General features: G+C 69.3%; 28 protein-coding genes. 17 read left to right on the top strand and 11 right to left on the bottom strand.

Translation table 11 applies throughout. From position 1 onward, the window contains the following. Positions 1 to 51 precede the first annotated feature (51 nt). Both TSB10GB4_RS01825 and TSB10GB4_RS01820 read left to right on the top strand, forming a co-directional pair. The gene (locus TSB10GB4_RS01825; RefSeq protein ID WP_186394317.1) at positions 52 to 1,470 is read left to right on the top strand and encodes a D-alanyl-D-alanine carboxypeptidase family protein; all 1,419 of its coding nucleotides are present in this window, start codon (positions 52 to 54) and stop codon (positions 1,468 to 1,470) included. A gap of 46 nt (positions 1,471 to 1,516) precedes the next feature. Further along, on the top strand, positions 1,517 to 2,740 hold the full coding sequence (locus tag TSB10GB4_RS01820) for a GTP-binding protein (protein ID WP_208984350.1): 1,224 nt from the start codon (positions 1,517 to 1,519) through the stop codon (positions 2,738 to 2,740). Here TSB10GB4_RS01820 and tesB read toward each other — a convergent pair whose 3' ends face one another. Then, entirely contained in the window at positions 2,741 to 3,616 is an 876-nt protein-coding gene (gene tesB / locus TSB10GB4_RS01815) for an acyl-CoA thioesterase II (protein WP_186387569.1), read from the bottom strand. Between the two features lie 128 nt (positions 3,617 to 3,744). On the opposite strand from tesB, the gene TSB10GB4_RS01810 reads away from it, so the two are divergent. The 9 genes from TSB10GB4_RS01810 to TSB10GB4_RS01770 all read left to right on the top strand — a co-directional run bounded on the left by TSB10GB4_RS01810 (position 3,745) and on the right by TSB10GB4_RS01770 (position 10,858). Next, on the top strand, positions 3,745 to 4,974 hold the full coding sequence (locus TSB10GB4_RS01810) for a ubiquinone biosynthesis hydroxylase (RefSeq protein ID WP_186394316.1): 1,230 nt from the start codon (positions 3,745 to 3,747) through the stop codon (positions 4,972 to 4,974). A gap of 44 nt (positions 4,975 to 5,018) precedes the next feature. Then, positions 5,019 to 5,897, top strand: coding sequence for an SDR family NAD(P)-dependent oxidoreductase (locus TSB10GB4_RS01805; RefSeq protein ID WP_186394315.1), 879 nt, complete (start codon positions 5,019 to 5,021; stop codon positions 5,895 to 5,897). A gap of 42 nt (positions 5,898 to 5,939) precedes the next feature. Next, positions 5,940 to 6,137 (top strand): twin transmembrane helix small protein, encoded by a 198-nt coding sequence (locus tag TSB10GB4_RS01800; protein WP_186394314.1) that lies wholly within the window; start codon positions 5,940 to 5,942, stop codon positions 6,135 to 6,137. Positions 6,138 to 6,175: 38 nt separating this feature from the next. Continuing rightward, a complete protein-coding gene (locus tag TSB10GB4_RS01795; protein WP_186394342.1) occupies positions 6,176 to 6,751 on the top strand; it encodes a cob(I)yrinic acid a,c-diamide adenosyltransferase in 576 nt (191 codons plus the stop codon). Between the two features lie 84 nt (positions 6,752 to 6,835). Continuing rightward, the gene (locus TSB10GB4_RS01790; protein ID WP_186394313.1) at positions 6,836 to 7,534 is read left to right on the top strand and encodes a rhomboid family intramembrane serine protease; all 699 of its coding nucleotides are present in this window, start codon (positions 6,836 to 6,838) and stop codon (positions 7,532 to 7,534) included. Positions 7,535 to 7,752: 218 nt separating this feature from the next. After that, positions 7,753 to 8,502, top strand: a complete 750-nt coding sequence (locus TSB10GB4_RS01785) for an electron transfer flavoprotein subunit beta/FixA family protein (protein WP_186387563.1) — start codon at positions 7,753 to 7,755, stop codon at positions 8,500 to 8,502. 25 nt (positions 8,503 to 8,527) lie between these two features. Continuing rightward, positions 8,528 to 9,469 (top strand): electron transfer flavoprotein subunit alpha/FixB family protein, encoded by a 942-nt coding sequence (locus TSB10GB4_RS01780; protein WP_186394312.1) that lies wholly within the window; start codon positions 8,528 to 8,530, stop codon positions 9,467 to 9,469. A gap of 215 nt (positions 9,470 to 9,684) precedes the next feature. Further along, the gene (locus TSB10GB4_RS01775; RefSeq protein WP_186387561.1) at positions 9,685 to 10,566 is read left to right on the top strand and encodes a 3-hydroxybutyryl-CoA dehydrogenase; all 882 of its coding nucleotides are present in this window, start codon (positions 9,685 to 9,687) and stop codon (positions 10,564 to 10,566) included. A 91-nt stretch (positions 10,567 to 10,657) separates the two neighbouring features. Further along, positions 10,658 to 10,858, top strand: a complete 201-nt coding sequence (locus tag TSB10GB4_RS01770; protein ID WP_186387560.1) for a hypothetical protein — start codon at positions 10,658 to 10,660, stop codon at positions 10,856 to 10,858. A gap of 87 nt (positions 10,859 to 10,945) precedes the next feature. Here the strand turns inward: TSB10GB4_RS01770 and TSB10GB4_RS01765 are convergent, their stop codons facing one another. Further along, positions 10,946 to 11,563, bottom strand: coding sequence for a TlpA disulfide reductase family protein (locus TSB10GB4_RS01765; protein ID WP_244296416.1), 618 nt, complete (start codon positions 11,561 to 11,563; stop codon positions 10,946 to 10,948). Between the two features lie 106 nt (positions 11,564 to 11,669). On the opposite strand from TSB10GB4_RS01765, the gene argH reads away from it, so the two are divergent. From argH to TSB10GB4_RS01745, 4 genes are all read left to right on the top strand, one after another. Beyond that, positions 11,670 to 13,067 (top strand): argininosuccinate lyase, encoded by a 1,398-nt coding sequence (gene argH / locus TSB10GB4_RS01760; protein ID WP_186394310.1) that lies wholly within the window; start codon positions 11,670 to 11,672, stop codon positions 13,065 to 13,067. 150 nt (positions 13,068 to 13,217) lie between these two features. After that, positions 13,218 to 13,415, top strand: a complete 198-nt coding sequence (locus tag TSB10GB4_RS01755; protein WP_186394309.1) for a lipoprotein — start codon at positions 13,218 to 13,220, stop codon at positions 13,413 to 13,415. A gap of 71 nt (positions 13,416 to 13,486) precedes the next feature. Next, positions 13,487 to 14,761 (top strand): diaminopimelate decarboxylase, encoded by a 1,275-nt coding sequence (lysA, locus tag TSB10GB4_RS01750; protein ID WP_186394308.1) that lies wholly within the window; start codon positions 13,487 to 13,489, stop codon positions 14,759 to 14,761. A 106-nt stretch (positions 14,762 to 14,867) separates the two neighbouring features. Further along, on the top strand, positions 14,868 to 17,456 hold the full coding sequence (locus tag TSB10GB4_RS01745; protein ID WP_186394307.1) for a TIGR02302 family protein: 2,589 nt from the start codon (positions 14,868 to 14,870) through the stop codon (positions 17,454 to 17,456). Positions 17,457 to 17,633: 177 nt separating this feature from the next. Here TSB10GB4_RS01745 and TSB10GB4_RS01740 read toward each other — a convergent pair whose 3' ends face one another. Genes TSB10GB4_RS01740 through TSB10GB4_RS01730 form a run of 3 tightly spaced genes read right to left on the bottom strand, consistent with a single transcriptional unit; the run spans position 17,634 to position 19,627 of the window. After that, entirely contained in the window at positions 17,634 to 18,029 is a 396-nt protein-coding gene (locus tag TSB10GB4_RS01740) for a response regulator (protein ID WP_186387554.1), read from the bottom strand. Between the two features lie 30 nt (positions 18,030 to 18,059). Continuing rightward, a complete protein-coding gene (gene hpt / locus TSB10GB4_RS01735) occupies positions 18,060 to 18,602 on the bottom strand; it encodes a hypoxanthine phosphoribosyltransferase (protein ID WP_186387553.1) in 543 nt (180 codons plus the stop codon). After that, complete coding sequence (locus TSB10GB4_RS01730) at positions 18,599 to 19,627, bottom strand: MJ0042-type zinc finger domain-containing protein (RefSeq protein WP_186394306.1); 1,029 nt, start codon at positions 19,625 to 19,627, stop codon at positions 18,599 to 18,601. The genes hpt and TSB10GB4_RS01730 overlap by 4 nt, the downstream gene beginning before the upstream one ends. Before the next feature lie 242 nt (positions 19,628 to 19,869). Here TSB10GB4_RS01730 and ftsE point away from each other — a divergent pair, with 242 nt between their 5' ends. Both ftsE and TSB10GB4_RS01720 read left to right on the top strand, forming a co-directional pair. Next, positions 19,870 to 20,529 (top strand): cell division ATP-binding protein FtsE, encoded by a 660-nt coding sequence (gene ftsE, locus TSB10GB4_RS01725; protein WP_186387551.1) that lies wholly within the window; start codon positions 19,870 to 19,872, stop codon positions 20,527 to 20,529. Then, complete coding sequence (locus tag TSB10GB4_RS01720) at positions 20,522 to 21,544, top strand: ABC transporter permease (protein WP_186394305.1); 1,023 nt, start codon at positions 20,522 to 20,524, stop codon at positions 21,542 to 21,544. Before ftsE ends, TSB10GB4_RS01720 begins: the two co-directional genes overlap by 8 nt. Positions 21,545 to 21,677: 133 nt before the next feature. Here the strand turns inward: TSB10GB4_RS01720 and rplS are convergent, their stop codons facing one another. The 6 genes from rplS to ffh form a co-directional block, all read right to left on the bottom strand. After that, the gene (gene rplS / locus TSB10GB4_RS01715) at positions 21,678 to 22,139 is read right to left on the bottom strand and encodes a 50S ribosomal protein L19 (RefSeq protein ID WP_208984349.1); all 462 of its coding nucleotides are present in this window, start codon (positions 22,137 to 22,139) and stop codon (positions 21,678 to 21,680) included. Between the two features lie 280 nt (positions 22,140 to 22,419). Continuing rightward, complete coding sequence (gene trmD / locus TSB10GB4_RS01710; RefSeq protein ID WP_186394304.1) at positions 22,420 to 23,115, bottom strand: tRNA (guanosine(37)-N1)-methyltransferase TrmD; 696 nt, start codon at positions 23,113 to 23,115, stop codon at positions 22,420 to 22,422. Positions 23,116 to 23,727: 612 nt separating this feature from the next. Continuing rightward, on the bottom strand, positions 23,728 to 24,324 hold the full coding sequence (gene rimM / locus TSB10GB4_RS01705; protein ID WP_186394303.1) for a ribosome maturation factor RimM: 597 nt from the start codon (positions 24,322 to 24,324) through the stop codon (positions 23,728 to 23,730). 134 nt (positions 24,325 to 24,458) lie between these two features. Then, positions 24,459 to 24,854 (bottom strand): 30S ribosomal protein S16, encoded by a 396-nt coding sequence (gene rpsP, locus TSB10GB4_RS01700; RefSeq protein ID WP_186387547.1) that lies wholly within the window; start codon positions 24,852 to 24,854, stop codon positions 24,459 to 24,461. Positions 24,855 to 24,890: 36 nt separating this feature from the next. Further along, positions 24,891 to 25,208, bottom strand: coding sequence for a chorismate mutase (locus tag TSB10GB4_RS01695; RefSeq protein ID WP_186394302.1), 318 nt, complete (start codon positions 25,206 to 25,208; stop codon positions 24,891 to 24,893). After that, on the bottom strand, positions 25,205 to 26,779 hold the full coding sequence (gene ffh, locus TSB10GB4_RS01690) for a signal recognition particle protein (RefSeq protein WP_186394301.1): 1,575 nt from the start codon (positions 26,777 to 26,779) through the stop codon (positions 25,205 to 25,207). The genes TSB10GB4_RS01695 and ffh overlap by 4 nt, the downstream gene beginning before the upstream one ends. Positions 26,780 to 26,858 lie beyond the last annotated feature (79 nt).

The raw sequence follows: 26,858 nt of genomic DNA, 5'->3' as shown, positions 1-26,858 counted from the left end.
TCGATGCGGCGGCTGGAGCTGTGGCGGGCGGACCTGCGGAGGCATTCTGACGTGCTGGCTGACGTGCTGGACTTTACCGGACGCCCCTTGCGCAAGCACCTGGGCAGGCATTTGCGCGGCCTCGCGATCGCGGCAGCGCTCGTGGTCGGCGCCCTGCTGCAGACCGGCGGGACCGCCCGCGCCGACATCGGCGCCTGGATCGTCATCGATGCGGAGACGGGGGCGGTGCTCGACCACAAGGACGCGCTGCGCCAGTGGTATCCGGCTTCGGTGACCAAGCTGATGACCGCCTATCTCGCCTTCAAGGCGGTGCGCGAGGGGCGCGCGACGCTGGACAGCGCCGTGGCGATCAGCACCAATGCCCATGCCCAGCCGCCCAGCAAGATGGGCTTCAAGCCCGGCACGCAACTGACGCTCGACAGCGCGCTGAAGATGCTGATCGTCAAGTCGGCGAACGACATCGCCGTGGCGATCGGCGAATCGATCGCGGGCTCCGAGCCCGCTTTCATCGACATGATGAACGCGGAAGCGCGGCGTCTCGGCATGAGCGCCACGACCTTCGCCAATCCGCACGGGCTGCCGGACAACCGGCAGGTGTCCTCGGCCCGCGACCTGGCCGTGCTGGGACGGGCGGTGTGGCGGGAGTTCCCGCAATATCAGGGCTATTTCAGCCTGCCGGCGATCCAGGTCGGCAAGCAGACGCTGCGCTCGGCCAATCGCGAATACCTTGCCCGGGTGCGCGGCGCCAACGGCATGAAGACCGGCTATATCTGCAATTCCGGACTGAACGTGGTGGCGACGGCGAGCCGGGGCGGACGCACCGTGCTGGTGGTGATCCTGGGCGCCTCGTCCGGCGTGGAACGGGCCGCCAAGGCCCGCGTGCTGGTCGATGCCGCGTTCAGCCAGCGGCCGGGGCGCACCCTCGACAGCATGGCCGGGATTGCCGGCGGGCCGCCGGCGGACGGATATTGCAAGCGCAATCCAAGGCCGACCGCCGAGGAATTGCTCGCCGCCTACGGCACCGGCGGTCTGCGCGGCTCCAGGACGCTGTCCTATGCGCAGGCCGGCCCGGCGTCCGACGGCGTGCGCCAGGCGATCGTCGCCCAGTCGCCGCAACAGGTGGTCTCGGCGGATGACGACGCGCCGGCCGGGGACGACGGCAAGACCGACTGGGGCAAGGTGATGGACCAGATCATCGGCCCGCGCGCCCGCGCCGACCAGGCGCTGCAGGTCGGCCTCGGCGTGCCCAAGGGCGGCGCGGCGCCGGCCGAGGCGAAGGTCGCCGCGCTGACAACCGTGCCGATGCCGCGGGAAAAGCCGGCGACGGGCGCGGTCGCGGCGACGCCCGCCCTGCTGCCGACGGCCGCCGCCGCTGCGCCGGCGCCGCAGGGCGAAGCCAAGCCGGGCGCGATCTTCCGCGGCGAGCCGCTCTTGATCCTGCCGCGCCCGTCCCCAAATCCTCGCCCATAGACCGGTGCGTCGGCCGAGCGGCCGGCGTCCGCGAAAGGACCGTGACGTGACCGAGACCGACCAGACCGGCAAGCGCCCGCGCGGGCCGAAGCCGCCCATTCCGCTGACCGTCATCACCGGCTTTCTCGGCGCGGGCAAGACGACGCTGCTCAACACCCTGCTGAAGGATCCGGCGCTGGCCGACGCGGCGGTGATCATCAATGAGTTCGGCGAGGTCGGCCTCGACCACCTGTTCGTGGAAGGAGGCGAGGAGGGCATCGTCGAGCTGTCCTCCGGGTGCCTGTGCTGCACCATCCGCGGCGATCTGGTGACGACGCTGGAGGATCTGCTGCGCCGGCTCGACAACGGCCGCAGCGAGCGGCTGTCGCGGGTGGTGATCGAGACGACGGGGCTCGCCGATCCGGCTCCCGTGCTGCACACGGTGATGCAGCATCCCTATCTGGTGATGCGCTACCAGCTCGACGGGGTGGTGACCCTGGTCGACGCGGTCAACGGGCTCGCCACGCTCGATGCGCAGGAGGAGGCGGTGAAGCAGGTGGCGGTGGCCGACCGCATCGTGCTGACCAAGACCGATCTTGCGGAGGGCGCGGCGGCGCTCGATCCGGCGAGCCCGCTGCGCCGGCGCATTGCCCGGCTCAACCCGGCCGCCCCGGTGATCTTGGCGGCCAGCGGCGAGGCAACGGCGGCCCGGCTGGTCGGCACCGGGCTCTACGATCCGGCGACCAAGACGGCGGATGTGGCGCGCTGGCTGAACGAGGAAGCCTATCGCGACGGCCATTCCCATTCCCACGGCCATCACCATCATGATCACCACGATCACGGGCATCACGATCACGGGCACCACGATCATGGGCATCACGATCATGGGCACGACGTGAACCGTCACGGCGATTCGATCCGCGCCTTCTCCCTGTCGACCGACCGGCCGATCCCGGCGGCGGCGCTGGAGATGTTCCTCGATCTGTTGCGCTCGGCGCATGGGCCGAAGCTGCTGCGGATGAAGGGGGTGGTGCAGCTCGCCGAGGATCCGGACCGGCCGGTGGTGCTGCACGGGGTGCAGCACGTGTTCCATCCGCCGGCGACGCTGCCGGCCTGGCCGGACGCCGACCATCGCAGCCGGCTGGTGTTCATCACCCGCGACCTGCCGGAGACCTTCGTGCGCAAGCTGTTCGACGCCTTCACTGGGCAGCCCGCGACCGACACGCCGGACGCGGCGGCGCTGTCCGACAATCCGCTGGCGATCCGCGGCTTCAGCGGCAGCTTTCGCTGATCAGGCCGGCGACCGGTCGGCGCGCACGCGGATGAGCCCTTCCTGCGCGACGGAGGCGACCAGCCGGCCGTCGCGCGAATAGAGCGAGCCGCGGGTGAAGCCGCGCCCGCCGGAGGCCGACGGGCTGTCCTCGGCATAGAGCAGCCACTCGTCGGCGCGGAACGGGCGATGGAACCACATGGCGTGGTCGAGACTTGCTACCTGGAGCCGCGGGTCGAACACGCTGGTGCCATGGGCGAAGAGCGAGGTGTCGAGCAGCGTCATGTCCGAGGCATAGGCAAGCACGCAGGAATGGACGCGCGGATCGTCCGGCAGGGCGGCGCTGGCCCGGACCCAGACGTTCTGCGACGGGGTCAGCTTGCGGCGGCTGAAATAGTGGGTCATGTCGACGGGGCGCAGCTCGATCGGCCGGTCGCGCTCCCAGTAGCGGCGCACCGGCTCCGGCGCATGGGCGAGGAACTGTTCCTTCAGCTCCGCCTCGCCGGGCAGGTCCTCCGGCATCGGCACGTCGGGCATGGCGACCTGGTGGTCGAGGCCTTCTTCGAAGGTCTGGAAGGAGGCGGCCATGGAGAAGATCGGCTCGCCGTGCTGGATGGCGACGACGCGGCGGGTGGTGAAGCTGCCGCCGTCGCGGATGCGGTCGACCTCGTAGATGATCGGCACGGCCGGATCGCCGGGGCGCAGGAAATAGCCGTGCAGCGAATGGACGGCGCGGTCCTGCGGCACGGTGCGGGAGGCGGCGACCAGCGCCTGGCCGATCACCTGGCCGCCGAAAACCCGCTGCCAGCCGACCTGCGGGCTCATGCCGCGGAAGAGGTTGTGTTCCAGCGGCTCGAGATCGAGTATCGAGAGGAGGTCGTCGACGGCTGAGCGCATGCGGCACCTGTTCGCAGGGACGGAAAGGGTGCGTGAGCCTTCGGGGCGCCGGACGGCATTGTCAAGACTGACCCAGGGGCAGCCGTCCCGGGTCGTGTGAACGAGCGTGCAAACACGGGAGCGACAGGATGGGCATCCAGGCGGACGGGCTCGACGTGCTGGTCGGCGGCGGCGGTTATGTCGGCCTGTCGCTGGCGGTGGCGCTGAAGCAGGCCGATCCGGGCCTTCGCGTCGCCGTGGTCGATATGCGCCCGCGCGAAGCGCTGGAGCAGGACCCGCGCGCCTCCGCCGTCGCGGCGGCGGCGAGCCGCATGCTGGACCGGCTCGGCGTGTGGGAGCGGATCGTGCCGCATGCCCAGCCGATGATGGAGATGATCGTCACCGATTCGCGGCTGCGCGATGCGGTGCGGCCGGTGTTCCTGACCTTCGACGGCGAGGTCGAGCTGGGCGAGCCCTTCGCCCATATGGTGCCGAACGGGCACATGGTGGCCGTGCTCGCCGAGCGGGCCGAGGCGCTCGGTGTCGAGCTGATCGCACCGGACACGGTCGCCGGCTTCGCGACCGGACCGTCGGAGGTGGAGATCCGCCTTGCCTCGGGCGGGGTTCGCACGGCGAAACTGCTGGTCGCCGCCGACGGCGTGCGCTCGAAGCTGCGCGAGCTTGCCGGCATCGGCACGGTGCGCTGGGAGTATGACCAGTCCGGCATCGTCACCACCGTTGCCCATGAGCGGCCGCATCAGGGCCGCGCCGAGGAGCATTTCCTGCCCTCCGGTCCCTTCGCCATCCTGCCGCTGACCGGCAACCGCTCGTCGCTGGTATGGACGGAGCGGCGCGTCGAGGCCGAGCGGCTGGTGACGGGCGACGACTTCACCTTCGAGCTGGAGCTGGAGCGCCGCTTCGGCCATCATCTCGGCAAGCTGGAGCTGGCCGGACCGCGCCACGCCTTCCCGCTCGGTCTGACGCTGGCGCGCGACTTCGTGCGGCCCAGGCTGGCGCTGGCGGGCGATGCCGCCCACGGCATCCATCCGATTGCCGGCCAGGGGCTCAATCTCGGCTTCAAGGACGTGGCGGCGCTCGCCGAGGTGCTGGTCGAGGCGCGGCGGCTCGGCGAGGATATCGGCGCGCTCGACGTGTTGGAGCGCTACGAGCGCTGGCGGCGCTTCGACACGTTCCGCATGGGAGTGGTGACCGACGTCTTGAACCGACTGTTTTCCAACGATATGGATGTGGTGCGCGCGGCCCGCGATGTCGGCCTCGGCCTTGTCGACCGCATGCCCTCGCTGAAGCGCTTCTTCATCCGACAGGCGGCGGGGCTGGAGGGGCCGGCGCCGCGGCTGCTGGTCGGCGAAGCGATCTGACCGCATCGGAACGGGCTGGGACGGGACGGGAGAAGACCTGAGACATGGCCGGGTCACTGACAGCCGCATATGTCCGGCCGCAGCGCATCATTCTCATCACCGGCTGCTCCTCCGGGATCGGCGCCGCCGCCGCCCATACGCTGCGCGGCCGCGACTGGCGCGTCTTCGCCACCGCGCGGCGGGCGGAGGACGTGGACCGGCTGCGGGCGGAAGGCTTCGAGAGCTTCCGCCTCGACTATCAGGACGAGGCGAGCCTCATCGAGGGGGCGGCGGAACTGTTCGAGCGCACCTCCGGCCGGCTCGACGCGCTGTTCAACAACGGCGCCTATGCCATTCCCGGCGCGCTGGAGGACATTCCGTCCGAGGCGCTGCGCGGGCTGTTCGAGGCGAATTTCCTCGGCTGGCACACGCTGACGCGGGCGGTGCTGCCGCATATGCGCCGGCAGGGACACGGGCGCATCGTGCAGTGTTCGTCGATTCTCGGCTTCATGGGCATGCCCTATCGCGGGGCCTACAATGCCTCGAAATTCGCGCTGGAAGGCTATAGCGACACGCTGCGGCTGGAGCTCGCCGGCGCCGGCATCCATGTCTCGCTGATCGAGCCGGGGCCGATCGCCACCCGCTTCACCCAAAACGCCATGGCGAATTTCGAAAGGGTGATCGGCGAAGAGGGGGCGGCCGGCTCGCCCCACCGGGAGATCTACGAGCGGCGCCTTGCCCGTATGCGGGCCGGCGAGCCGTCGCTGTTCAAGCTGCCGGCGCGGGCGGTGGTCAAGCGCCTGGTGCATGCGGTGGAGGCGCCGCGGCCGCGCCCGCGCTACCGGGTGACCGTGCCGACCACCGTGATGGCCGGCCTCAAACGCCTGCTGCCGACCCGGGGCTTCGACTGGGTGCTGTCGCGGGCGGCGCGATCCGAGGAATAGGACGCCGGCGCCTGCCGCGCCCCTGCTGAGAAAGGACTTCCGATGGCCGACTTCCTGCGCATGACCATACCCTTCGCCGTCGGGGCGGTGGCGGTCGTGCTGCTGCTGGGCTTGTGGAACATGATGCGCGGCGGCTCGTCGTCGCGCTCGCAACTGCTGATGCGCTGGCGCGTCGGGCTACAGTTCCTCGCCGTGGTCCTGGTGATGGTGGTGCTCTATCTGAGCGGCGTGCGGCCGTAAGGCGCGGCCGGGAAACGAATTTCGTGGAAGGACATGCCATGGTGGTGCTGAACAAGATCTACACCAAGACGGGAGATGCCGGCACCACGGCGCTTGCCTCCGGTGAGCGGCGGCCCAAGCACGACCTCAGGGTCGAGGCCTATGGCACGGTCGACGAGACCAATGCGGTGGTCGGCCTGGCGCGGCTGGAGACGGCGCGCGCGCATCCCGAGCTCGACGCGGTGCTGGCGCGGATCCAGAACGATCTGTTCGACCTCGGCGCCGATCTCGCCACACCGGAAAGCGACACGCCGCCGGCCTATCCGCCGCTGCGCGTCACCGAGGCGCAGGTCTCGGCCATCGAGGCGGCGATCGACCGGTTCAACGCCGACCTGTCGCCGCTGCGCTCCTTCGTGCTGCCGGGCGGTACGGCGGCGGCGGCGCAGCTCCATCTTGCCCGCACGGTGTCGCGCCGGGCCGAGCGGCTGATGACCGAACTGGCGGCGCGCGAGACCGTCGGCCGGCCGGCGCTGGTCTACATGAACCGGCTCTCCGATTTCTTCTTCGTCGCCGCGCGCTGGGTCAACGACAAGGGCGCCGCCGATGTGCTGTGGGTGCCGGGCCAGAACCGCTAGGGCCAAGACCGCCCCTTGACGACGCACTTGACGCCGGGGCGCGCAGGCCGGAAAGCTGCGACGACGCAACAGGACGGCCGGCCGATGTTCATTCCGCTCTACGATCACAAGCCGCTCGTGCATGTGCGGCGACAATTTGTCACATGGGGGCTGATCCTCGCCAATGTGGCGATCTTCCTCCTGGTGCAGCAGGGCGGGCTGTCGGAGCCGGCGATGCAGGCCTCAAGCCTCTCCTACGGGCTGATCCCGGCGGTGCTGTTCGACCTGCGCGACCTGGCGCCCGATCTCGTGGTGTTTCCCGAACCGGCGGCGCTGGTGACCTATGCCTTTCTGCATGGAAGCTGGATGCATCTGGGCGGCAACATGCTGTTCCTGTGGGTCTTCGGCGACAATGTCGAGGACGCGATGGGGCATTTTCGCTTCCTGGTGTTCTATCTGCTGTGCGCGGCCGCGGCCGGGCTCGGCCACGCCCTGATCGAGCCGGGGTCGATCGTGCCGCTGATCGGCGCCTCCGGCGCGGTGGCCGGCATCATCGGCGCCTATCTGGTGCTGCATCCCAAGGTGCGGGTCTGGGTGCTGGCCTTCGGCCGGCTGCCGCTGCGTCTGCCGGCCGCCTGGGTGCTGGGGGCGTGGATCGCCTTCCAGGTGGTGATGGTGCTGGGTCCGGCCGAGGATGGCGACACTGTCGCCTGGTGGGCGCATGTGGCCGGTGCCGCCGCCGGCGCCCTGCTGGTGGTGCCGATGCGCCGGCGCGGCGTGCCGCTGTTCGACAGGGGGGTGTAGGGGGCTTCGGGCGGCGTGGGGAAGCGGGCGTCGCTCCTGCGACGGCAGGGTTCCCTTACGTGGCGTTGACAGCCACCAAGCGCGTCAGTACGGTCCCGGCCCGACGACACGGAACCTGCGAAAAAGCCGCGGTTTCCGGCTGTCCTGAGGCGTTGCGGATACGAAAGGCGACCGGCGGCGGTAACTTGCGGTCGCGTCAGCGGGAGGTTGAAAAACCAATGAAAATCCTTGTGCCCGTGAAGCGGGTGATCGACTACAACGTCAAGGTGCGCGTGAAGGCCGACGGCTCGGGGGTCGATCTGGCCAACGTCAAGATGTCGATGAACCCGTTCGACGAGATCGCCGTCGAAGAGGCGATCCGTCTGCGCGAGGCCGGCAAGGCCACGGAGATCATCGTGGTCTCGGTCGGCCCGCAGCAGGCGCAGGAGACGCTGCGCACGGGTCTGGCCATGGGTGCCGACCGCGGCATCCTGGTCAAGACCGACGCCACCACCGAACCGCTTGCCGTCGCCAAGATCCTGAAGAAGGTGGTCGAGGACGAGCAGCCCGGCCTCGTCATCCTCGGCAAGCAGGCGATCGACGACGACTGCAACCAGACCGGACAGATGCTCGCCGCGCTGCTCGGCTGGAGCCAGGGCACCTTCGCCTCGAAGGTGGACCTCGGCGAGGGCACGGTCGACGTGACCCGCGAGGTCGACGGCGGCCTGCAGACCGTCAAGCTGAAGCTGCCGGCCATCGTCACGACGGACCTGCGCCTCAACGAGCCGCGCTACGCCTCGCTGCCGAACATCATGAAGGCGAAGAAGAAGCCGATCGACGAGAAGTCTCCGGAAGACTGCGGCGTCGACGTCACGCCGCGCCTGGAAGTGCTGAAGACCGTCGAGCCGCCGGCACGCCAGGCCGGCGTCAAGGTCGCCGACGTCGCCGAGCTTGTCGCCAAGCTCAAGACCGAAGCCGGCGTGCTGTGATCGGACGGACAGGGAGACACTGACGATGACCATCCTTCTTGTTGCCGAACACAGCAACACCGCGCTGAACGATTCCACCCACAAGGCGATGACCGCCGCCGCCGCGATGGGCGGCGACGTGCATGTGCTGGTCGCCGGCAAGGGCGCGCGCGCGGCCGCCGAGCAGGCCGCCAAGATCGCGGGTGCCGCCAAGGTGCTGCTCGCCGATGGCGACGGGCTTGCCCAGCAGCTCGCCGAGCCGATGTCGGAGCTGATCGTGTCGCTGGCCGGCGGCTATGACGCGATCGTCGCGCCGGCCACCGCCAACGGCAAGAACATCCTGCCGCGCGTCGCCGCGCTGCTCGACGTGATGCAGCTTTCCGACGTCACCGCCGTCATCGACGGGTCGACCTTCGAGCGGCCGATCTATGCCGGCAACGCCATCCAGACCGTCAAGTCGAACGATCCCAAGAAGGTGGTGACCGTGCGCACGGCGAGCTTCGCTGCCGCCGAGGAGACCGGTTCGGCCGCGATCGAGGAGATTTCGGCGACCCAGTCGGATCTGTCGACCTTCGTCGGCCAGGAACTGTCGAAGTCCGACCGCCCGGAGCTGACCTCGGCCAAGGTGATCATCTCCGGCGGCCGCGCGCTCGGCTCCAAGGAGAAGTTCGAGGAGGTGATGCTGCCGGTCGCCGACGCGCTGGGCGCGGCTGTCGGCGCCTCGCGCGCGGCGGTCGATGCGGGCTACGCGCCGAACGACTGGCAGGTCGGCCAGACCGGCAAGGTCGTCGCGCCGGACCTCTATATCGCCTGCGGCATTTCGGGCGCCATCCAGCACCTTGCCGGCATGAAGGACAGCAAGGTGATCGTGGCGATCAACAAGGACGAGGAAGCGCCGATCTTCCAGGTCGCCGATTACGGTCTCGTCGCGGACCTGTTCGAGGTGCTGCCGCAGTTCAAGGCCGCCGTCGAGGCCGCCAAGGGCTGACGGCACCGCGCCGCGGCGCGGGGGAGACGATTGCGAAGGGCCCGTCCTCGGCGGGCCCTTCCGCGTTGCCGGGGACGGTTGGCGCCATGGCGCTGCTGCCTTGCGAAAAAGCGCCGCCGGGTCCTTGCGGCGGGCTCGCGAAGTTGCCATGAATAGCCCTCACTTTCCCCAAGGGTGCGCCGCGCGGTGGCACCGAAACGAAATCGGGACGGACGATGGTGGTCGAGATCAAGAAAGTCGGCGTGATCGGCTCGGGCCAGATGGGCAGCGGCATTGCGCATGTCTGCGCCGTCGCCGGCTTCGAGGTGCAGCTCAACGACATTTCCCGGGATCGGATCCAGTCGGGACTGGCCTCGATCAACGGCAACATGGCCCGCCAGGTGTCCAAGGGGCAACTGACCGAGGACGAGCGCACGGCGGCCCTGTCGCGGATCGTGCCGGCCGAGAGCATGGACGAACTCGGCGATGTCGACCTCGTCATCGAATCGGCCGTCGAGAACGAACAGATCAAGCGCAAGATCTTCAGCCAGCTTTGTCCGCTGCTGAAGCCGGAGGCGATCCTCGCCACCAACACCTCGTCGATCTCGATCACCCGCCTCGCGGCGACCACCGACCGGCCGGAGCGCTTCATCGGCATTCATTTCATGAATCCGGTGCCGCTGATGGAGCTGGTGGAACTGGTGCGCGGCATCGCCACGGAGGACGAGACCTTCGAGGCGGCGCGGGTGTTCACCCGCAAGCTCGGCAAGACCATCGCGGTTGCCGAGGATTTCCCCGCCTTCATGGTCAACCGCATCCTGCTGCCGATGATCAACGAGGCGATCTACACGCTCTATGAGGGCGTCGGCTCGGTCGAGGCGATCGACACGGCGATGAAGCTCGGCGCCAACCATCCGATGGGCCCGCTGCAGCTCGCCGACTTCATCGGCCTCGACACCTGCCTGTCGATCATGCAGGTGCTCTACGAGGGCCTCGCCGACACCAAGTACCGCCCGTGCCCGCTGCTGGTGAAATATGTCGAGGCCGGCTGGCTCGGCCGCAAGACCCAGCGCGGCTTCTACGACTATCGCGGCGACGTGCCGGTTCCCACCCGCTGAGGCGTGCGGGTACCCGCGCAGGTTGCCCGGATTAACCCGTCGTTAATGCTGGTCGTGCGAGGGGTGGGAAGGCTCGAACCGGGAGGCTTTCATGTCCAGTGTTGCCGCCGCCATGGTCGGCATGTCGCAGGCGCAGACCCAGACGCAGCTTGCCGCGACCTTCATGAAGCAGAATGCCGATGCCACGGCCGCGCTCGCGGCCATGCTGGAGCAGAATGCCGACTATGCCGCCGCCGTGGCCAAGGCTCCGACGCCGGCGGGCGTCGGCGGCAGGCTCGACATCTCCGCCTGATCTTTTCCACGACCTGCCGCAAACCATCAAGCGCCGGACGCATCCGGCCGGCGCTTTTGTCGTTCGGTTTCCGTCGAGCCGGGCGTCTTAGCTGCCGGTCCCTTCAGGAGCTGCCTTGCGCTGGGCGTCGATGGCCGCGCGCACCAGGGCCTTGGCGTCGTCCGAGGCCCATTCGGCCGGTCCCATCAGCGCGCCGATCTCGCAGCCCTCGCCATCGACCAGCAGCGTCGTCGGCAGGCCCGGCGCGCGGCCGCGCGAGCGCACGTCCTGGAAGATCTTCATGCTGGGATCGGCATAGAAGGCGAGATTGCCGACGCCGATCTCCTGCAGGAAGGCACGCGGCTTTTCCTCGCCGGTCTGGTCGACGCTGACGGCGACCACCTCGAAATCCTCGCCGCCCAAGTCCGCCTGCAATTCGTCGAGCGCCGGCATCTCCTTGCGGCAGGGCGCGCACCAGGTGGCCCAGAGATTGACCAGGACCACCCTGTTGCGGAAATCGCCGAGGGTGATCGGCTCGCCCGCGTCGTTGCGGAAGGCAAGGTCGGAGAGCGCGTTCGGGTTCTTCGCCGGCAGGAACGCAGCCACCTCGCCGCGGGCGAGCGGCGCGATCTCGGCGGCAAGGCTAGCCGCGGCGCTGCAGGCACCGGCCTGCTGCCGGTTGCCATCGGCCCCGCCGATCACGTATATCCCCGCCAGTCCCGCCATCAGGGCCACGGCGGCACCTCCGAGAAGGAGCGTGCGCCGGGGAGGCCTGGTTCCGTTGGTCATCGATCCATTACCCGTTCCTTAGGGGCGCCAGAAAGGCACGTTCATGAGCAATCGCATGTGGGGAGGCCGGTTCTCGGATGGGCCGGACGCCATCATGGAGGAGATCAACGCCTCCATCGACTACGATCGCAAGCTCTACCGGCAGGATATAGAGGGTTCGAAGGCTCATGTCCGCATGCTTGCAGCGCGCGAAATTGTCGCCGCCGAGGATGCCGAGAAGATCGCTCACGGTCTAGACACGATCCGGTCAGAGATCGAGGCGGGCGACTTCGCCTTCTCGCGGGCGCTCGAGGACATCCACATGAACATCGAGGCGCGCCTGGCCGAGTTGATCGGCCCGGCCGCCGGCCGCCTGCACACGGCGCGCTCGCGCAACGACCAGGTCGCCACCGATTTCCGCATCTGGGTGCGCGACACGCTGGACACGCTCGACGAGCAGCTCACCGAGCTCCTGCAGGCGCTGAGCGAGCGGGCGCTCGCCCATGCCGGCGACGTCATGCCGGGCTTCACCCATCTGCAGTCGGCCCAGCCGGTGACTTTCGGCCACCACCTGATGGCCTATGTCGAGATGTTCGCCCGCGACCGCTCGCGCATGCGCGATGCCCGCAAGCGGATGAACGAATGCCCGCTCGGCTCCGCCGCGCTGGCCGGCACGTCCTTCCCGATCGACCGGGAGATGACGGCGGCGGCGCTCGGCTTCGACCGGCCGACGGCCAACTCGCTGGACGGGGTGTCGGATCGCGACTTCATCATCGAGGCGCTGGGGGCGGCCTCGATCTGCGCCATGCACCTGTCGCGGCTTGCCGAGGAAATCGTCATCTGGTGCTCGGCGCAGTTCGGCTTCGTCACCCTGTCCGACCGCTTCTCGACCGGCTCCTCGATCATGCCGCAGAAGAAGAACCCGGACGCGGCCGAACTGGTGCGCGCCAAGACCGGCCGCATCTACGGCTCGCTGACGGCGCTGCTGGTGATGATGAAGGGCCTGCCGCTGGCCTATTCCAAGGACATGCAGGAAGACAAGGAACAGGCCTTCGACGGGCTGCCGAGCCTGTCGCTGGCGCTGGCCGCGATGACCGGCATGGTCCGCGACCTGACCGCCAACACCAGGACGATGAAGGCCGCCGCCGGCTCGGGCTACTCGACCGCGACGGATCTGGCCGACTGGCTGGTGCGGGTGATCGGCATGCCGTTCCGCGAGGCGCATCACGTCACCGGGCGCGCCGTCGGCCTTGCCGTGGAGCGCGGGGTGCCGCTGCACCGGCTGCCGCTGGAAGACCTGCAGGCGATCGAGCCGCGCATCACCGAGGACATCTTCACCGTGCTGTCGGTCGACAAGTCGGTGCGCTCGCGCACCAGCTATGGCGGCACGGCGCCGGCCAATGTCCGCAAGCAGGCCAAGCGCTGGCTGAAGGCGCTGGAGCGCGAGGCCGCGCGGCGTTAGAGACCTGCGGCAGCAAGGCGGGCCCAAGGTCCCGACCCTGGGGACTTGCGGCAAACGCCGCCGCATGCGAGGAAACGGCAGGGGCCGGCCGGGCCGGCCCGCTTCGAACGGACGTCAACAGGAGCGACGCTCACCATGGCGAAAGCTGGCATGTCTCGGGTCCTGAGCGGCGGCGTGCTGATCGCGGCCGTGCTGGCGCTGACGCTGGCCGGCTGCGGCCGTCGCGGCGCCCTCGATCGTCCAGATCAGGTGGATCCCGCCGTCTCCGCGCCCGGTCAGGCGGCTCCGGCGCAGGCGCCGGCGTCGGCGCGCCCGGACCGACCCTTCATCCTCGACGCCATCATCTGAGACGTCGCGTTTTTTCATGCCGGCAGCCGGCGGCGCCACCGCCACCGGTGCCCTCTGGTCAGGACAAGGCCTTGCATCACTTCCACTATGTCGATGGCCGGCTGTTTGCCGAGGACGTGCCGGTCGAGACGATCGCCGCCGAGGTCGGAACTCCGTTCTATTGCTATTCCACCGCCACGCTGGAGCGGCACTACCGGGTGTTCAGCGAGGCTTTCGCCGGCATCCCGACGCTCGTCTGCTACGCGATGAAAGCGAATTCCAACCAGGCGGTGCTGTCGACGCTGGCGCGGCTCGGCGCCGGCATGGACGTGGTCTCGGAAGGCGAATTGCGCCGGGCGCGGGCGGCCGGGGTGCCGGCCGACCGGATCATGTTCTCCGGCGTCGGCAAGACGGCGGAGGAACAGGCGCACGCGCTCGACGAGGACATTCTGTGCTTCAATGTCGAGAGCGAGCCGGAACTGGTGCAGCTTTCGCAGGTGGCGAGCCAGAAGGGCCGCACGGCGCGGGTCTCGATCCGCATCAACCCGGATGTCGACGCGCGCACCCACGCCAAGATCGCCACCGGCAAGGCGGAGAACAAGTTCGGCATTCCCTGGGGCCGGGCGCGCGAGGTCTATGCCCATGCGGCCGCCCTGCCGGGGCTGCAGGTGTCGGGCATCGACATGCATATCGGCTCGCAGATCACCGAGCTCGAGCCCTTCGACACGGCGTTCTCGCGGCTCGGCGGGCTGATCGCGGACCTGCGCGGCGACGGCCATGCCATCGACCATGTCGATCTCGGCGGCGGGCTCGGCATTCCCTACCGGGACAACAACGAGCCGCCGCCGCACCCGGAGGCCTATGCGGAGGTGGTGCGCCGGCATGTCGAGCATCTCGACTGCAAGGTGATCTTCGAGCCGGGGCGGATGATCGCCGGCAATGCCGGCATCCTCGTCACCCGCGTCCTCTATGTGAAGCAGGGCGCGGCGAAGACCTTCGTGGTCGTCGACGCGGCGATGAACGACCTGATCCGCCCGACGCTCTACGATGCCTATCACGAGATCCGCACGGTGGTCCTGCCGGCCCCCGACCATCCGCGGGTGATGGCCGACGTGGTCGGTCCGGTCTGCGAGACCGGCGACTATCTCGGCCATGATCGCGACATGCCGGCGGTTGTGCCGGGCGACCTGCTGGCCGTGCATTCGGCCGGCGCCTATGGCGCGGTGCAGGCCTGCAGCTACAACAGCCGGCTGCTCGTTCCGGAGGTTCTGGTGAAGGGCGACGCCCACGCGGTGGTGCGTCCCCGGCCGACCTACGAGGAGTTGATCGGCCTCGACAGGCTGCCGTCCTGGCTCGACGAGAGCTGAGCCGCGGGGCGCCTTTGCCCGGCGCGGCCTTGCCAAAGCGGACGAAACGCCCCACCCTAACGGAACGGGGGCGGGTGACCCAAGGGTCGGGCCGCGGAGACAGACAGTGACAGACGCGACGACACCGGCCGGTTCCGGAGCGGAACCCGGCCCAGCCGTCCCGCCGCCGGGCGACGAGGCCCGGCGCGCGCGCGCGCGCCTCGAACGGGCGGTTCTGCGCACGCGCCTGTCGCTGCTTTGGGAGCGGGTCTGGCCGCCGCTGCACTCGGTCCTGATCGTTGTCGCCCTCTATGTCGGCCTGTCCTGGCTCGGCCTGTGGTCGATGCTGCCGTCCTGGCTGTCGGCGATCGCCGCGCTCGGCGTCCTGGCCGCTGCCGTGTACGCCGCCCTGCCGCTCGCCCGTGCCGGTTCTCCCTCCCGCGCCGAAGCGCTGGCTCGGATCGAGCGTGTCTCGGGCCTCAGCCACCGGCCGCTGGCGGCGCTGGACGACCGGCTGTTCGACGGCGGCGAGAGGGCCGAGACGCGGGCGCTGTGGGAGGTGCACCGCCGCCGCGCCAGCGCCGCTCTGGCCAGCGTGCGCACCGATCTGCCGAGCCCGCAGGCCTTCCGCCGCGATCCCTTTGCCCTGCGCGTGCTGGCGGCGATGCTGCTGGTGGTCGGCTATTTCGCGGCCGAGGGCAGCCATCTGTCGCGGCTGTCGCCGTTCGGCGGCGGCGCGCCGCAGGCAGCCCCCCTGTCCGCCCGGATCGATGCCTGGATCGCGCCGCCGGTCTATACCGGCCGGGCGCCGGTGTTCCTGACCGGGGCGGCGGCCGAATTGCGCGACCCCAGCAAGGCGATCAGCGTGCCGCAGGGCAGCGAGGTGATCGTCCGCGCGCAAGGGGTCGGTGCGCTTGCCGTGCTGCTGGTCACGCCGCAGGAGACGGTGAACCTGGCCGAGGCCGGCGGGGGGAGCGGCGACGAGGGCGCGGCGCCGGCGGCTGTCGCAGGCGGTTTGCGCAGCCGGCTCGAGACATCCGCGGCCATCGAAATCCGCGACGGCGAAGCGCTCGTGCATGCCTGGCAGGTGGCGGTGGAGCCGGACGAGCCGCCGACCATCCGCCTGCTCAACGATCCGGAAGAGCAGCTCAGCGGCGCGGTCAAATTCACCTATCTGGCGCAGGACGACTACGGCATCGTCGGCGCGCGCGCCGACATCCGCCCGGCGCAGCGCCGCAACCAGGACAGCGGCGCGGCGATCCGCCCCCTGGTCGAGGCGCCGAGCTTTCCGCTGTCGCTGGCCGCCGGCGAGCGGCGCACCGGGACCGGCGAAACGATTCGCGACCTGACCAGCCATCCCTGGGCCGGCTCCGAGGTGGACGTGGTGCTGAGCGCCAGCGACCATGCCGGACAGACCGGCTATTCCGAGCCGCACCGCTTCACCCTGCCGCAGCGGCGCTTCGCCAAGCCGCTGGCGCGTGCGGTGGTCGAGCAGCGCCGCAGCCTGGCGCTCGACGCCAATGCGCAGGTGCGCGTGCTCGACGCGTTCGACGGCCTGATGCTGGCGCCGGAAGTCTTCGGCGAGAAGCTGCGGACCCATCTCGGCATGCGCTTCGCCCGTGGCCAGCTCGTTGCCGCGCAGTCGGACGACGAGCTGCGCGATGTCGTCGACCTGCTGTGGGAACTGGCGCTGAACATCGAGGACGGCGACCTGTCGACCGCCGAGCGGGCCTTGCGCGACGCGCAGGAAGCGCTGCGCCGGGCGCTGGAGGAGGGAGCGTCCGATGAGGAGATCGCCCGGCTGACGGAAGAGCTGCGCCAGGCGCTGAACGAATACATGCAGGCGCTGGCCGAGCAGTTGCGGCAGAACCCGCAAGCGATGCAGCCGCTCGATCCGAATGCGCAGAACCTGCGGCCGCAGGACCTCAACGAGATGCTGTCGCGGATCGAGGAACTGGCGCGCAGCGGCTCGCGAGATGCCGCGCGCGAACTGCTCGCCCAGATGCAGCGGATGCTGGAGAACCTGCAGGCCGGCCGGCCGCAGCAGATGCCGGACAGCATGACGCAGGAGATGATGCAGGCGCTCAACGAGCTCGGCCGGATGATCCAGCGGCAGCAGGAGCTGATGGACCAGACCAACCGCTTCAACCAGCAGCAGGAGCAGGGTCGTCAGCAGGGCCAGCAGGGTCAGCAAGGCCAGCCGGGACAAATGACGCCGGAAGAGCTTGCCGAGGCCCTGAGGCAGCTTCAGGAAGGGCAGGGGCAACTGGGCGAGCGGCTGCAGCAGCTTCTCGACCAGATGGCCCGCAACGGCATGCCGTCGAACGACGACCTCGGCCGGGCCGGCGAGGAGATGGGCAATGCCCGCGACAGCCTCGGCCAGGGTCAGCCGGGCGATGCCGTCGGACAGCAGGGCAATGCGCTGGATGCGCTGCGGCGCGGGGCGCAGGGCATGGCGGAGCAGATGTTCGGACAGCCGGGGCCGGGCGACGGGCCCGGCATGGCCGGACGCCAGGGCAGCCCGATGGACGAGGACCCGCTCGGGCGGCCACGCCGCACGGAAGGGCCGGATTTCGGCGACCGGGTGCGGGTGCCGGACGAGATCGACGTGCAGCGGGCGCGCCGGATCCTGGAGGAGTTGCGCCGGCGCTTCTCGGACCCGACCCGGCCGATGATCGAACTCGATTATCTGGAGCGGCTGCTGCGGCGCAACTGAGCGGCGCCTTGCGGGCGTGCGCTGCGATTTCGGGCTCGCGCGGGACAAGCGCGGGCCCGTTGCGTTTCAACGGACGATTGGGGGGAAGAAGGAAGCCGGCGACAGCGCCGGAGCGGGAGACGACGGCTCGCCTCCGTGAAGGAAGGGGCTGCGGCCGAGGCGCAGGCCGCCACGCGGTCAGGCGTAGCGGCGGGTCTCTTCGCGGCAGATGCCGAGCAGGGCATCGCTGACGGCGCGGCGGATTTCCGCCAGCGAGAACGGCTTGGTGACGACGTCGTGGATCAGCGCGTCGAGCCCGTTCGCCCGCTCGCGCTGGTCGGCGAAGCCCGTCATCAGCAGGATCGGCACGGCCGGATAGTCGCGGGCGGCGATCAGGGCGAAGGCGATGCCGTCCATCACCGGCATCTTGATGTCCGAAAGGATGAGGTCGAAGGCGCCCTTTTCCTTCGCCAGCGTCTCGGCCGCCGCCGCACCGTCTTCCAGGGCGACCACGGCGTGACCGTCCAGCTCGAGGGCGCGCTTGACGAAGCTGCGAACGGCTTCGTCATCTTCGGCGATCAGAATGCGGGCCATGTCCCCCTCCGTTGTTGAACCATCCGCGCGCTAGGCCGGTGCATCCTGGACGACGTAGCCGATGAACGGGAGCTGGCGCCACTTGTGGCCCATGTCCATCCCGTAGCCGACAACGAACTTGTCCGGACACTCGAACCCGACATAATCCGCGGAAATGGCGGTTTTGCGGCGCATCGGCTTGTCGAGCAAGGCGGCGATGCGCACAGAGCCTGCGCCGCGCTCGCTGAGTCGGTCTCGCGCAAAAGCCAGCGTGCGGCCGCTTTCCAGGATGTCATCCACGAGAATCACATCCCGGCCGGCAACATCGCTCTCCACATCGCGCAACACGCGGATTTCCCTTGACTCGGTGCCCGCGCCATAGCTCGACAGGTGGATGAACTCCATCTCCGGCGTCAGGCCGGCCCGATGCATGGCCCGCACCAGATCGGCGGCGAACATGAAGCTGCCCTTGAGCACGGCAACGACGAGCAGTCCCTGCGGCCGCGAGGCCGCGATCTCGCGGGCGACCTCCTCGACCCGGGCGGCGATCGCGGCTTCGTCGAAGAGGGTTCGGATATCGACAGTGTCGTTCATTGCAGCCTGACCTGGCGTTCTTTGCGCTCCACGAAGCGCACCTGGATGTCCGCCGCCAGATCGGGCGGGGCCGACAGGCGGGTGCGAAACCGCGTCGTGCCACCGACATCAAGCCGGCGCAAGCGCGGTTCCATGGTCCAGGCGTAGATTTCCTGGGCATCCTCGCTGCGCAGGGCGAGGCGAATGGCCGGGATCGGCACCGCTTCCCGCTCGACATTGACGATCGTGCCTTCGATCACCAGCACGATGGCGCCGTCCTCGATCTCCCGGAAGGTGCGCAGGTCGCGGAATTCCAGCCCGCGCAGGTTGACCTCCAGCCCGGCGAGGGCGAACAGGCCGGCCAGATCCGGCATGCGGGCGACGATCGGCGTGCGGAAGGTGACCGCCAGCGCGCACAGGGCGATGGCGCCGAAGAACATCATCGTGCCGACCACCCGGCGGGGACGCAGCCGGCGGGCGCGCTGGCCGATCCTGGCGAGCAGGCGGCCCAGCACCGGCTCGCTGCTGCGCGGCTTGACATAGATCTTCGGCTTGCGGGCGAGGCTTTCGATGTCGACCGGCTTGGCGCTTGCCGCTGCCCCATCCGCCTCGGCCGCCGCCGCGGCTACCGGAAGAGCCGCGGGCTCGACCCGTTTGGCCGCTTCCCAGCCGTCCTCGGCCTGGTCGTCCTCATCCTCCAGACCGTCGTCGCGCGGCTCCGACGCGGCGGAGAAGACGTCCTCGTCCCGATCCGCAGGGTCCTCCTCCCGGTCGTCGCCCCACTGCGCGCCGTCGCTGTCGTCCTCGTCGGCCTCGGCCGGGGAGGCGTCGTCACGGCCGGCCATCGCCGCTGCCGGTTTGCGCGCGGCCCGTGCCTCGGTATCGGCGTCTTCGGGCAGTTCGGTCTCGATGGAGGCGGTGTCCGGATCGGGAAGCGCGTGCCAGCGCGTGCCGCAGCGGGCGCATTTGACGTCGCGGCCCTCCGGCCCGAGGGCGGCGGGGCTGACCCGATAGGCGGTTGCGCAGTCCGGACAGGTGATCTTCATTGTGGACGCGGCCTCGTCTTGCCCGCAAATACCGGCCGGAAAGGCGTATCGACACCCGGAGAGCCGGTTCGCAAAGCGGGTAGTTTCCGGCGAAGACCGTAAACATGCCGCAAACGGCGAAACGATTGATCGTCGCGCCGGCCGCTTTCCGGGTGTTCTGGCTCCATCACGCCTGGATATCGTTAATGAAGCGTTAATGCCGAGGCGATACTGTCCGGCCAATGTCTTAACGAGAGGTTGCCGTGATCCGATTCGAAAATGTCGGTCTGCGCTACGGCATGGGGCCGGAAGTCCTGCGCGACCTGACCTTCGAGATCAGGCCGCAGTCATTCCAGTTCCTTACCGGTCCGTCCGGTGCGGGCAAGACCAGCCTGATGCGCCTGCTGTTCCTGTCGCTGAAGCCGACGCGCGGGCTGATCCGCGCCTTCGGCAAGGACACCTCGGCGCTGAACAAGAGCCAGATCCCGGCGCTGCGCCGGCGCATCGGCATCGTCTTCCAGGATTTCCGCCTGCTCGATCACCTGACGACCTACGAGAATGTCGCCCTGCCGCTGCGCGTCATCGGCCAGGAGGAAAGCCAATACCGCTCCGACGTGGTGGAACTGCTGAAATGGGTGGGGCTCGGCGAGCGCATGCATGTGCTGCCGCCGGTGCTCTCGGGCGGCGAGAAGCAGCGCGCGGCGATCGCCAGGGCGCTGATCACCCGGCCGGAGATGTTGCTGGCGGACGAGCCGACGGGCAATGTGGATCCGCCGCTGGCGCGGCGGCTGCTGCGGCTGTTCATCGAGCTGAACCGGCTCGGCACCTCGGTGGTGATCGCCACGCACGACCTCGCCCTGATGGACCAGGTCGACGCGCGGCGCATGGAACTGGGCGAAGGACGGTTGCAGATCCATGACTGACGACGACAGGAGCCAGAGGGCCGGGCGCGGCCCCCGTCCGGCCGCTGGCCGGCCAGCCGCCCCGCGCCGGGCAAAGGCCGCACCCAAGGCACGCAAGCGCGGCGCCGCCGGCGAGCTGCGCCCCTCCGCCCCGATCGTGCCGCCGCAGGCGGTCGCGGGGCGCGCGCTGACGCTGGTGGTGGCGATCATGAGCTTCCTCGCCTGCCTGACCATCGGCGCGGTGACCGTCATTCACGAGGCGGCCAGCGCCTGGTCCAACGACCTGCTGCGCGAGGTGACGATCCAGATCCGCCCGGCGGAAGGCGTCGACATGCTGCGCGAGATCGAGAAGGCGACGGCGGCGGCACGGGCCCAGGCCGGCGTCGGCACGGTGCGGGCGCTGTCCGACCAGGAGACGCGAAACCTGTTGCAGCCCTGGCTCGGCGCCGGGCTCGACCTGGAGAGCCTGCCGGTGCCGCGGCTGATCCAGGTGCAGGTGGCGGCGCCGGCGGCGTTCGACCTCGGCGCGCTGCGCCTGGCCGTCAGCGCCGAGGTGCGCGGGGCGAGCGTCGACGATCACAGCCTGTGGACCAGCCGGCTTGCGGCCATGGCCAATGCGGTGGTGCTGGGCGGCATCGCCGTGCTGCTGCTGGTGCTCGGCTCGATGGTGCTGTCCGTCGTCTTCGCGACGCGGGCGGCGATGGCCGGCAATCGCGACGTGGTCGAGGTGCTGCATTTCGTCGGCGCGGAGGACAGTTTCGTCGCCCGCGAGTTCCAGCGCCACTTCCTGCTGCTCGGCCTGCAGGGCGGGCTGGCCGGCGGCGTCGCCGCCTGTCTGGTGTTCCTCGTCCTCGGCTTCCTCGCCGACGAGCGCAGCGGCCTGCAGGGCCTTGCCCGCTCGATGGACATGTTCGGCGGCGTGTCGGTCGGCGTTGGCGGCTATCTCGGCGTGCTGGCGATCATCTTCCTCGTCACCGTGCTGACGGCGGCGACCTCGCGCCTCGCGGTGCGCGCGCATCTGCGGCGGATCGAGTAGCGGAGCGGCGCCGCTCCGCAAGCGAAGTGCCACCAACGAGACGCCTCAAATGAAAAACCCCGGAACCTGAGGCTCCGGGGTTTTCGCATTCGGCAGACGCAGATCCGGGCGCGGGCGCCGGACCTTCAGCGTCTTATTCGGCGCTCTCGCTGGCAGCGGCGGCCTGCTCGGCCTCCTTCGCGGCCTTGGCGGCGGCGACGTCGGCCTTGACCTCGTCGTTCAGACGACGGGCGCGCACGTTGGTCGCCTCGACGATACGGGCCGACTTGCCGCGACGGCCGCGCAGGTAATAGAGCTTGGCGCGACGCACCTTGCCGCGGCGCACGACCTCGACGCCCTCGAGCATCGGCGAGAAGATCGGGAACACGCGCTCCACGCCTTCGCCATAAGAGATCTTGCGGACGGTGAAGTTCTCGTTGATGCCGCCGCCGGAACGGGCGATGCACACGCCCTCATAGGCCTGGGTACGGGTGCGGTTGCCTTCCGTCACGCGGACGTTGACGCGGATCGTGTCGCCGGGAGAGAAGCTCGGCAGCTTGCGCTGGGCTTCGACCTTCGCCATTTCCTCGGCGTTGAGCTGTTCGATGATGTTCATGGCACTGCCTTTTGGTTCGTCTCGGTCAGAGCGTCCGCTGGCGGTCGAGCCGCAGGGGCGAATTCACCGGGTTTTGGCCAGGCCGGACAGGTCCGGCCACGGAATTCGACCGGGGCCGCCGCGCTCGCGAGATGCGGTGCCTCCGCGCCCGCGATCCGGGGCAAAGGCAAACGACAATCGTCACGGCTTGCGCCGGCAGGCGCCCGAGTGGCCGCTGTCTAGCGCAACTCACAGCGTTTGTCATGCCCTTTTGCGCCCGTTCGGCGCAGAAACCCGCGCCTCACTCGCCGGTATGACGCTGCCACAGGTCGGGCCGGCGCTCGCGGGTCAGCCGCTCGGCCTCCTCCCGCCGCCAGCGGTCGATGCGGGCGTGATCGCCCGAGGTCAGCACCTCGGGAATGCCGGCGCCCTCGAATTCGCGCGGGCGGGTGTAGTGCGGATGCTCCAGCAGGCCGGTCTCGAAGCTCTCGAAAGCGCCGCTCTCGGCATTGCCCATGACGCCGGGCAGCAGGCGGATCACCGCGTCGAGCAGGACCATGGCGGCGAGTTCGCCGCCGGAGAGGATGTAGTCGCCGATCGACACCTCCTCCAAGTCCCGCCCCTCGATCACCCGCTGGTCCACCCCCTCGAAGCGGCCGCAGACGATCACCGCGCCGGGGCCCTGCGCCAGTTCGCGGACCCGGCCCTGGTCGAGCGGCCGGCCGCGCGGGCTCATCAAGAGGCGCGGCCGCGGATCGCCGGCCGGGCTCGCCGCATCGATGGCAAGGGCGAGGATATCGGCGCGCAGCACCATGCCGGCACCGCCGCCGGCGGGGGTGTCGTCGACGGAACGGTGGCGGTCGGTGGCGTGATCGCGGATCTGGTGCAGCTCCAGATCCCAGTCGCCGCGCTCCAGCGCCCGCCCGGCCAGCGAGGTGCCGAGCGGACCTGGAAACATCTCCGGATAGAGGCTGAGGATCGACGCCCGGAACGCCATCGTTTGCTCCTTAGATGTGGTGAACCTGGTTGCGCGGCCATATTGTTGGCCGGATTTGCGCCGATGCACGGAGCGTTGCCGCCGCTTGATGAGCGATGCAACCCCCGCTTAAGGCTTTCCCGCGTAGCAAGGAAGGCGCAATCCCCCGGAGTTCTTCATGCCGCAACCGGTTGCCCGCCTTGTCGATCTCGTCCGCTCCCTGGCGCGGCGGCACTATCTCGACCTGTCGCCGGCCCAGGTGTGGCCGCTGGCCCTGCTCGTCGCCTACGGGATCGTCGCCGGGTTCATCTACAATCCGGGCATCGACCACCCTTGGGACAAGCTGCAGCACCTGGTTTTCTTTGGGCTTCTGACCCTGGCGGTGCATGCATTTTTCTGTTGTCGGCTGCGGATTTCGGCCGCCGTCGCCACCGGGCTGGGGGTGGCCGGGGAACTGGTGCAGTCGCTGTTTCCCCACCGGGAATTCTCGATGGGCGACATCGCCGCGAACCTGATCGGCGTCGCTCTCGTCGTCGCCGCCATCGCGCTGCTGCGCTCGGAAACGAGAGCCGCCCTTGTCGGCGGCAAGGTGTCCGCCGCGGAGCCGGCCGAGACGGCTGAGGCCCCGCAGGCTCAGTCCACCGTGTCTTCGTCCCCGTCCTCGTGCCCGTCCTCGTGCCCGTCCCCGTCGTCGTCGCGCGCACCGTCGTCCCGAGCCTCGTCGTCTTCCGTGCTTTCGGGCACGACGACGGTCACCTTGCCGGCGGCCAGGTCGATCTCCGGCACCGCCTCGCGGGTGAAGGGGACGTAGAAGGACGCCGCCCCTTGCGGGCGGATCTCGACCAGCGTGCCGGCGCCGAAATCGGGTAGCGCGACAATCCTGCCGATGGTCTGCCCCTCCGTCGAGACCGCCTCGAGGCCGAGCAGGTCGGCGTGGTAGAACTCGTCGTCGTCCTGGAGTTCCGGCAGGGCGTCGCGCGGGACGTAGAGATCGAGGCCGTTCAGCGCCTCGGCGGCGGTGCGGTCGTCGATCCCTTCGAAACGGGTCACCACCATCGCCTTCTGCAGGCGCGCGGATGTCACCACCAGCCGGCGCTTGCCGTCGGCGGTCTCCAGCGGTCCATAGTCGCAGAAGGACAGGGGGTCGTCGCCGAACGGCTTGACGCGAACCTCGCCGCGCACGCCATGGGCGGCGCCGATCCGGGCAATCAGAATGCGATCCTTGCTCACGCGGCCGTGCTCCTGACGGGGAGGGCGGGTGTGCAGTCCCCGGGTGGTATCCGGTTCAGGGTCGGGACCTGAGGGCCCCAGCGGATCCGCGCCGGGAGGCGCGGATCCTGAAGGTGCTCGAAGGGCCGTGCCGATTACTCGGCAGCAGCTTCCTCGCCGCCGCCGGCAGCCTCGGCAGCGGCCGCGGCGGCCTCTTCGGCAGCCTGGCGCTTGGCAGCGAGACGCTCCTTGGCCTTGGTGCCCGGCTCGGCCTTCTTCGGGTTGCTGCGGGCCTCGCGGCTCAGCACGCCGGCGGCATCGAGGAAGCGCAGGACGCGGTCGGTCGGCAGGGCGCCGTGGCTCATCCAGTGCTGGATGCGCTCGACGTCGAGGACGATGCGGTCGGCATTGTCCTTCGGCAGCATCGGGTTGTAGAGGCCGACCTTCTCGATGAAGCGGCCGTCGCGCGGCGAGCGGACGTCGGCAACGACGATGCGGTAGAACGGACGCTTCTTGGCGCCGCCGCGAGCAAGACGAATTTTCAGGGCCATGGTAGTCTCCTTTGGTACTTCAGTGCGACGCCGGGTTCAGCGGCGAATGGCTTCATGGTGTCGGATCACTTCCCTGACGATGAAGTTCAGGAATTTCTCCGCGAAATCGGGATCGAGGTTGGCGTCCCGGGCAAGCGCGCGCAGCCGCGCGATCTGCCGTTCCTCGCGCGCCGGATCGGCGGGCGGAAGATTGTGGGTGGCCTTCAGCAGGCCGACCTTCTGCGTGCACTTGAAGCGCTCCGCAAGCATGTGAACCAGCGCGGCGTCGATATTGTCGATGGAGCCGCGCAGGCGCAGCAACTCGTCCATCGCGGTGGACGTCGGCTCGAGGATCTCCTCGGCGCTGTCGGTCATTTCTTCTTCCCCCGTCCCAGGCCCGGAAGGCCGCCGAGACCGCCGGGCAGCTTCGGCCCGCCCAGTCCGCCGAGGCCACCGAGGCCACTCAAACCACCAAGCCCGCCGGGCAGACCCGGCATCTGGCCCGGCATCTGACCTGGAAGCCCGCCGGGAAGCTGACCGGGAAGTTGACCGGACTGGGCCATGCGCTCCAGTTCCTTCGGGTCGATGTTCGGCATGCCGCCGCCGGGCAGGCCCATGCCGCCCATCATCTTGCCGAGCAGGCCTTTGCCCTTGCCCATCTGCTTCATCATGTCGGCCATCTGCCGGTGCATCTTCAGCAGCTTGTTGACGTCGGCGACGTCGACGCCGGAGCCGGTGGCGATGCGCTTCTTGCGGCTGGCCTTGAGAATGTCGGGCTTGCGGCGCTCCTGCGGGGTCATCGACTGGATGATCGCGACCTGGCGCTTGATCACGCGGTCGTCGATATTGGCCGCGTCGAGCTGCTTCTTGATCTTGCCGACGCCGGGCATCATGCCCATGATCCCGGACATGCCGCCGAGCTTCTCCATCTGGCGAAGCTGCTCGGCAAGGTCCTCCAGGTCGAAATTGCCCTTCTGCATGCGGGCGGCCATCTTGGCCGCCTTTTCCTGGTCGAGCTCGCGCGCCGCCTTCTCCACCAGCGAGACGATGTCGCCCATGCCGAGAATGCGGTCGGCGATCCGCGCCGGGTGGAATTCCTCCAGCGCATCCGCCTTCTCGCCGGTGCCGACGAGCTTGACCGGCTTGCCGGTGACCGCGCGCATCGAGAGCGCCGCGCCGCCGCGGCCGTCGCCGTCCATGCGGGTCAGCACGATGCCGGTGATGCCGACGCGCTCGTCGAAGGAGGTGGCGAGGTTGACCGCGTCCTGGCCGGTCAGGCTGTCGGCGACGAGCAGGATCTCGTGCGGATTGGTCGCCGCTTTGATCTCGGCCATCTCGACCATCAGCGGCTCGTCGATATGGGTGCGGCCGGCCGTGTCGAGCATGACGATGTCGTAGCCGCCGAGCCGCGCCGCGGTCATGGCGCGCGAGGCGATCTGCACCGGCGTCTGGCCGGCGACGATCGGCAGGGTGTCGATGCCGGTCTGCTCGCCGAGCACCTTGAGCTGCTCCTGCGCCGCCGGGCGGCGGGTGTCGAGCGAGGCCATCAGCACCTTGCGGCGCTCGTTCTTGGTCAGGCGCAGGGCGATCTTGGCGGTCGAGGTGGTTTTGCCCGAGCCCTGCAGGCCGACCATCATGATGGCGAAGGGAGCGGCCGCGTTGAGGTCGATCGGCTCGCCGGCGCCGCCCAGCATCTCGACGAGCTGGTCGTGGACGATCTTGACGACCTGTTGGCCCGGCGTCACCGATTTGAGGACTTCCTGGCCGACGGCCCGGCTCCGCACCTTGTCGGTGAAGGACTTGACCACGGGCAGCGCCACGTCGGCCTCGATAAGAGCGCGGCGCACCTCGCGCAGCGCCTCGGAGACATCGGCCTCCGACAGCGCACCGCGCCGCGTCAGCTTGTCGAGAATGCCGCTGAGGCGATCTGACAGACTTTCGAACATGCCGTCTCCTTAAACTCTCTCGAGGCAGCGGCTGTCGCTGCTTCCGTGTCCCCCGGGCGGGACGAAGCGCGATCCGCAA

The organism is Stappia sp. TSB10GB4 (assembly GCF_900185745.1).
Classification (GTDB): Bacteria; Pseudomonadota; Alphaproteobacteria; order Rhizobiales; family Stappiaceae; genus Stappia.
This window is presented reverse-complemented; position numbering and strand designations above follow the sequence as displayed.

Bases quoted from the DNA above. Each gene is read 5' to 3' on its own strand.
- ffh (WP_186394301.1), bottom strand. From the start codon at position 26,779: ATGTTCGAAAGTCTGTCAGATCGCCTCAGCGGCATTCTCGACAAGCTG.
- rplS (WP_208984349.1), bottom strand. From the start codon at position 22,139: ATGAACATCATCGAACAGCTCAACGCCGAGGAAATGGCGAAGGTCGAA.
- TSB10GB4_RS01800 (WP_186394314.1), top strand. From the start codon at position 5,940: ATGGCCGACTTCCTGCGCATGACCATACCCTTCGCCGTCGGGGCGGTG.
- TSB10GB4_RS01720 (WP_186394305.1), top strand. From the start codon at position 20,522: ATGACTGACGACGACAGGAGCCAGAGGGCCGGGCGCGGCCCCCGTCCG.
- TSB10GB4_RS01695 (WP_186394302.1), bottom strand. From the start codon at position 25,208: ATGACCGACAGCGCCGAGGAGATCCTCGAGCCGACGTCCACCGCGATG.
- TSB10GB4_RS01775 (WP_186387561.1), top strand. From the start codon at position 9,685: ATGGTGGTCGAGATCAAGAAAGTCGGCGTGATCGGCTCGGGCCAGATG.
- TSB10GB4_RS01795 (WP_186394342.1), top strand. From the start codon at position 6,176: ATGGTGGTGCTGAACAAGATCTACACCAAGACGGGAGATGCCGGCACC.
- TSB10GB4_RS01730 (WP_186394306.1), bottom strand. From the start codon at position 19,627: ATGAAGATCACCTGTCCGGACTGCGCAACCGCCTATCGGGTCAGCCCC.
- TSB10GB4_RS01740 (WP_186387554.1), bottom strand. From the start codon at position 18,029: ATGGCCCGCATTCTGATCGCCGAAGATGACGAAGCCGTTCGCAGCTTC.
- TSB10GB4_RS01790 (WP_186394313.1), top strand. From the start codon at position 6,836: ATGTTCATTCCGCTCTACGATCACAAGCCGCTCGTGCATGTGCGGCGA.
- TSB10GB4_RS01810 (WP_186394316.1), top strand. From the start codon at position 3,745: ATGGGCATCCAGGCGGACGGGCTCGACGTGCTGGTCGGCGGCGGCGGT.
- hpt (WP_186387553.1), bottom strand. From the start codon at position 18,602: ATGAACGACACTGTCGATATCCGAACCCTCTTCGACGAAGCCGCGATC.
- rpsP (WP_186387547.1), bottom strand. From the start codon at position 24,854: ATGGCCCTGAAAATTCGTCTTGCTCGCGGCGGCGCCAAGAAGCGTCCG.
- argH (WP_186394310.1), top strand. From the start codon at position 11,670: ATGAGCAATCGCATGTGGGGAGGCCGGTTCTCGGATGGGCCGGACGCC.
- TSB10GB4_RS01770 (WP_186387560.1), top strand. From the start codon at position 10,658: ATGTCCAGTGTTGCCGCCGCCATGGTCGGCATGTCGCAGGCGCAGACC.
- TSB10GB4_RS01805 (WP_186394315.1), top strand. From the start codon at position 5,019: ATGGCCGGGTCACTGACAGCCGCATATGTCCGGCCGCAGCGCATCATT.
- TSB10GB4_RS01780 (WP_186394312.1), top strand. From the start codon at position 8,528: ATGACCATCCTTCTTGTTGCCGAACACAGCAACACCGCGCTGAACGAT.
- TSB10GB4_RS01785 (WP_186387563.1), top strand. From the start codon at position 7,753: ATGAAAATCCTTGTGCCCGTGAAGCGGGTGATCGACTACAACGTCAAG.
- TSB10GB4_RS01765 (WP_244296416.1), bottom strand. From the start codon at position 11,563: ATGGCGGGACTGGCGGGGATATACGTGATCGGCGGGGCCGATGGCAAC.
- TSB10GB4_RS01755 (WP_186394309.1), top strand. From the start codon at position 13,218: ATGTCTCGGGTCCTGAGCGGCGGCGTGCTGATCGCGGCCGTGCTGGCG.
- tesB (WP_186387569.1), bottom strand. From the start codon at position 3,616: ATGCGCTCAGCCGTCGACGACCTCCTCTCGATACTCGATCTCGAGCCG.
- trmD (WP_186394304.1), bottom strand. From the start codon at position 23,115: ATGGCGTTCCGGGCGTCGATCCTCAGCCTCTATCCGGAGATGTTTCCA.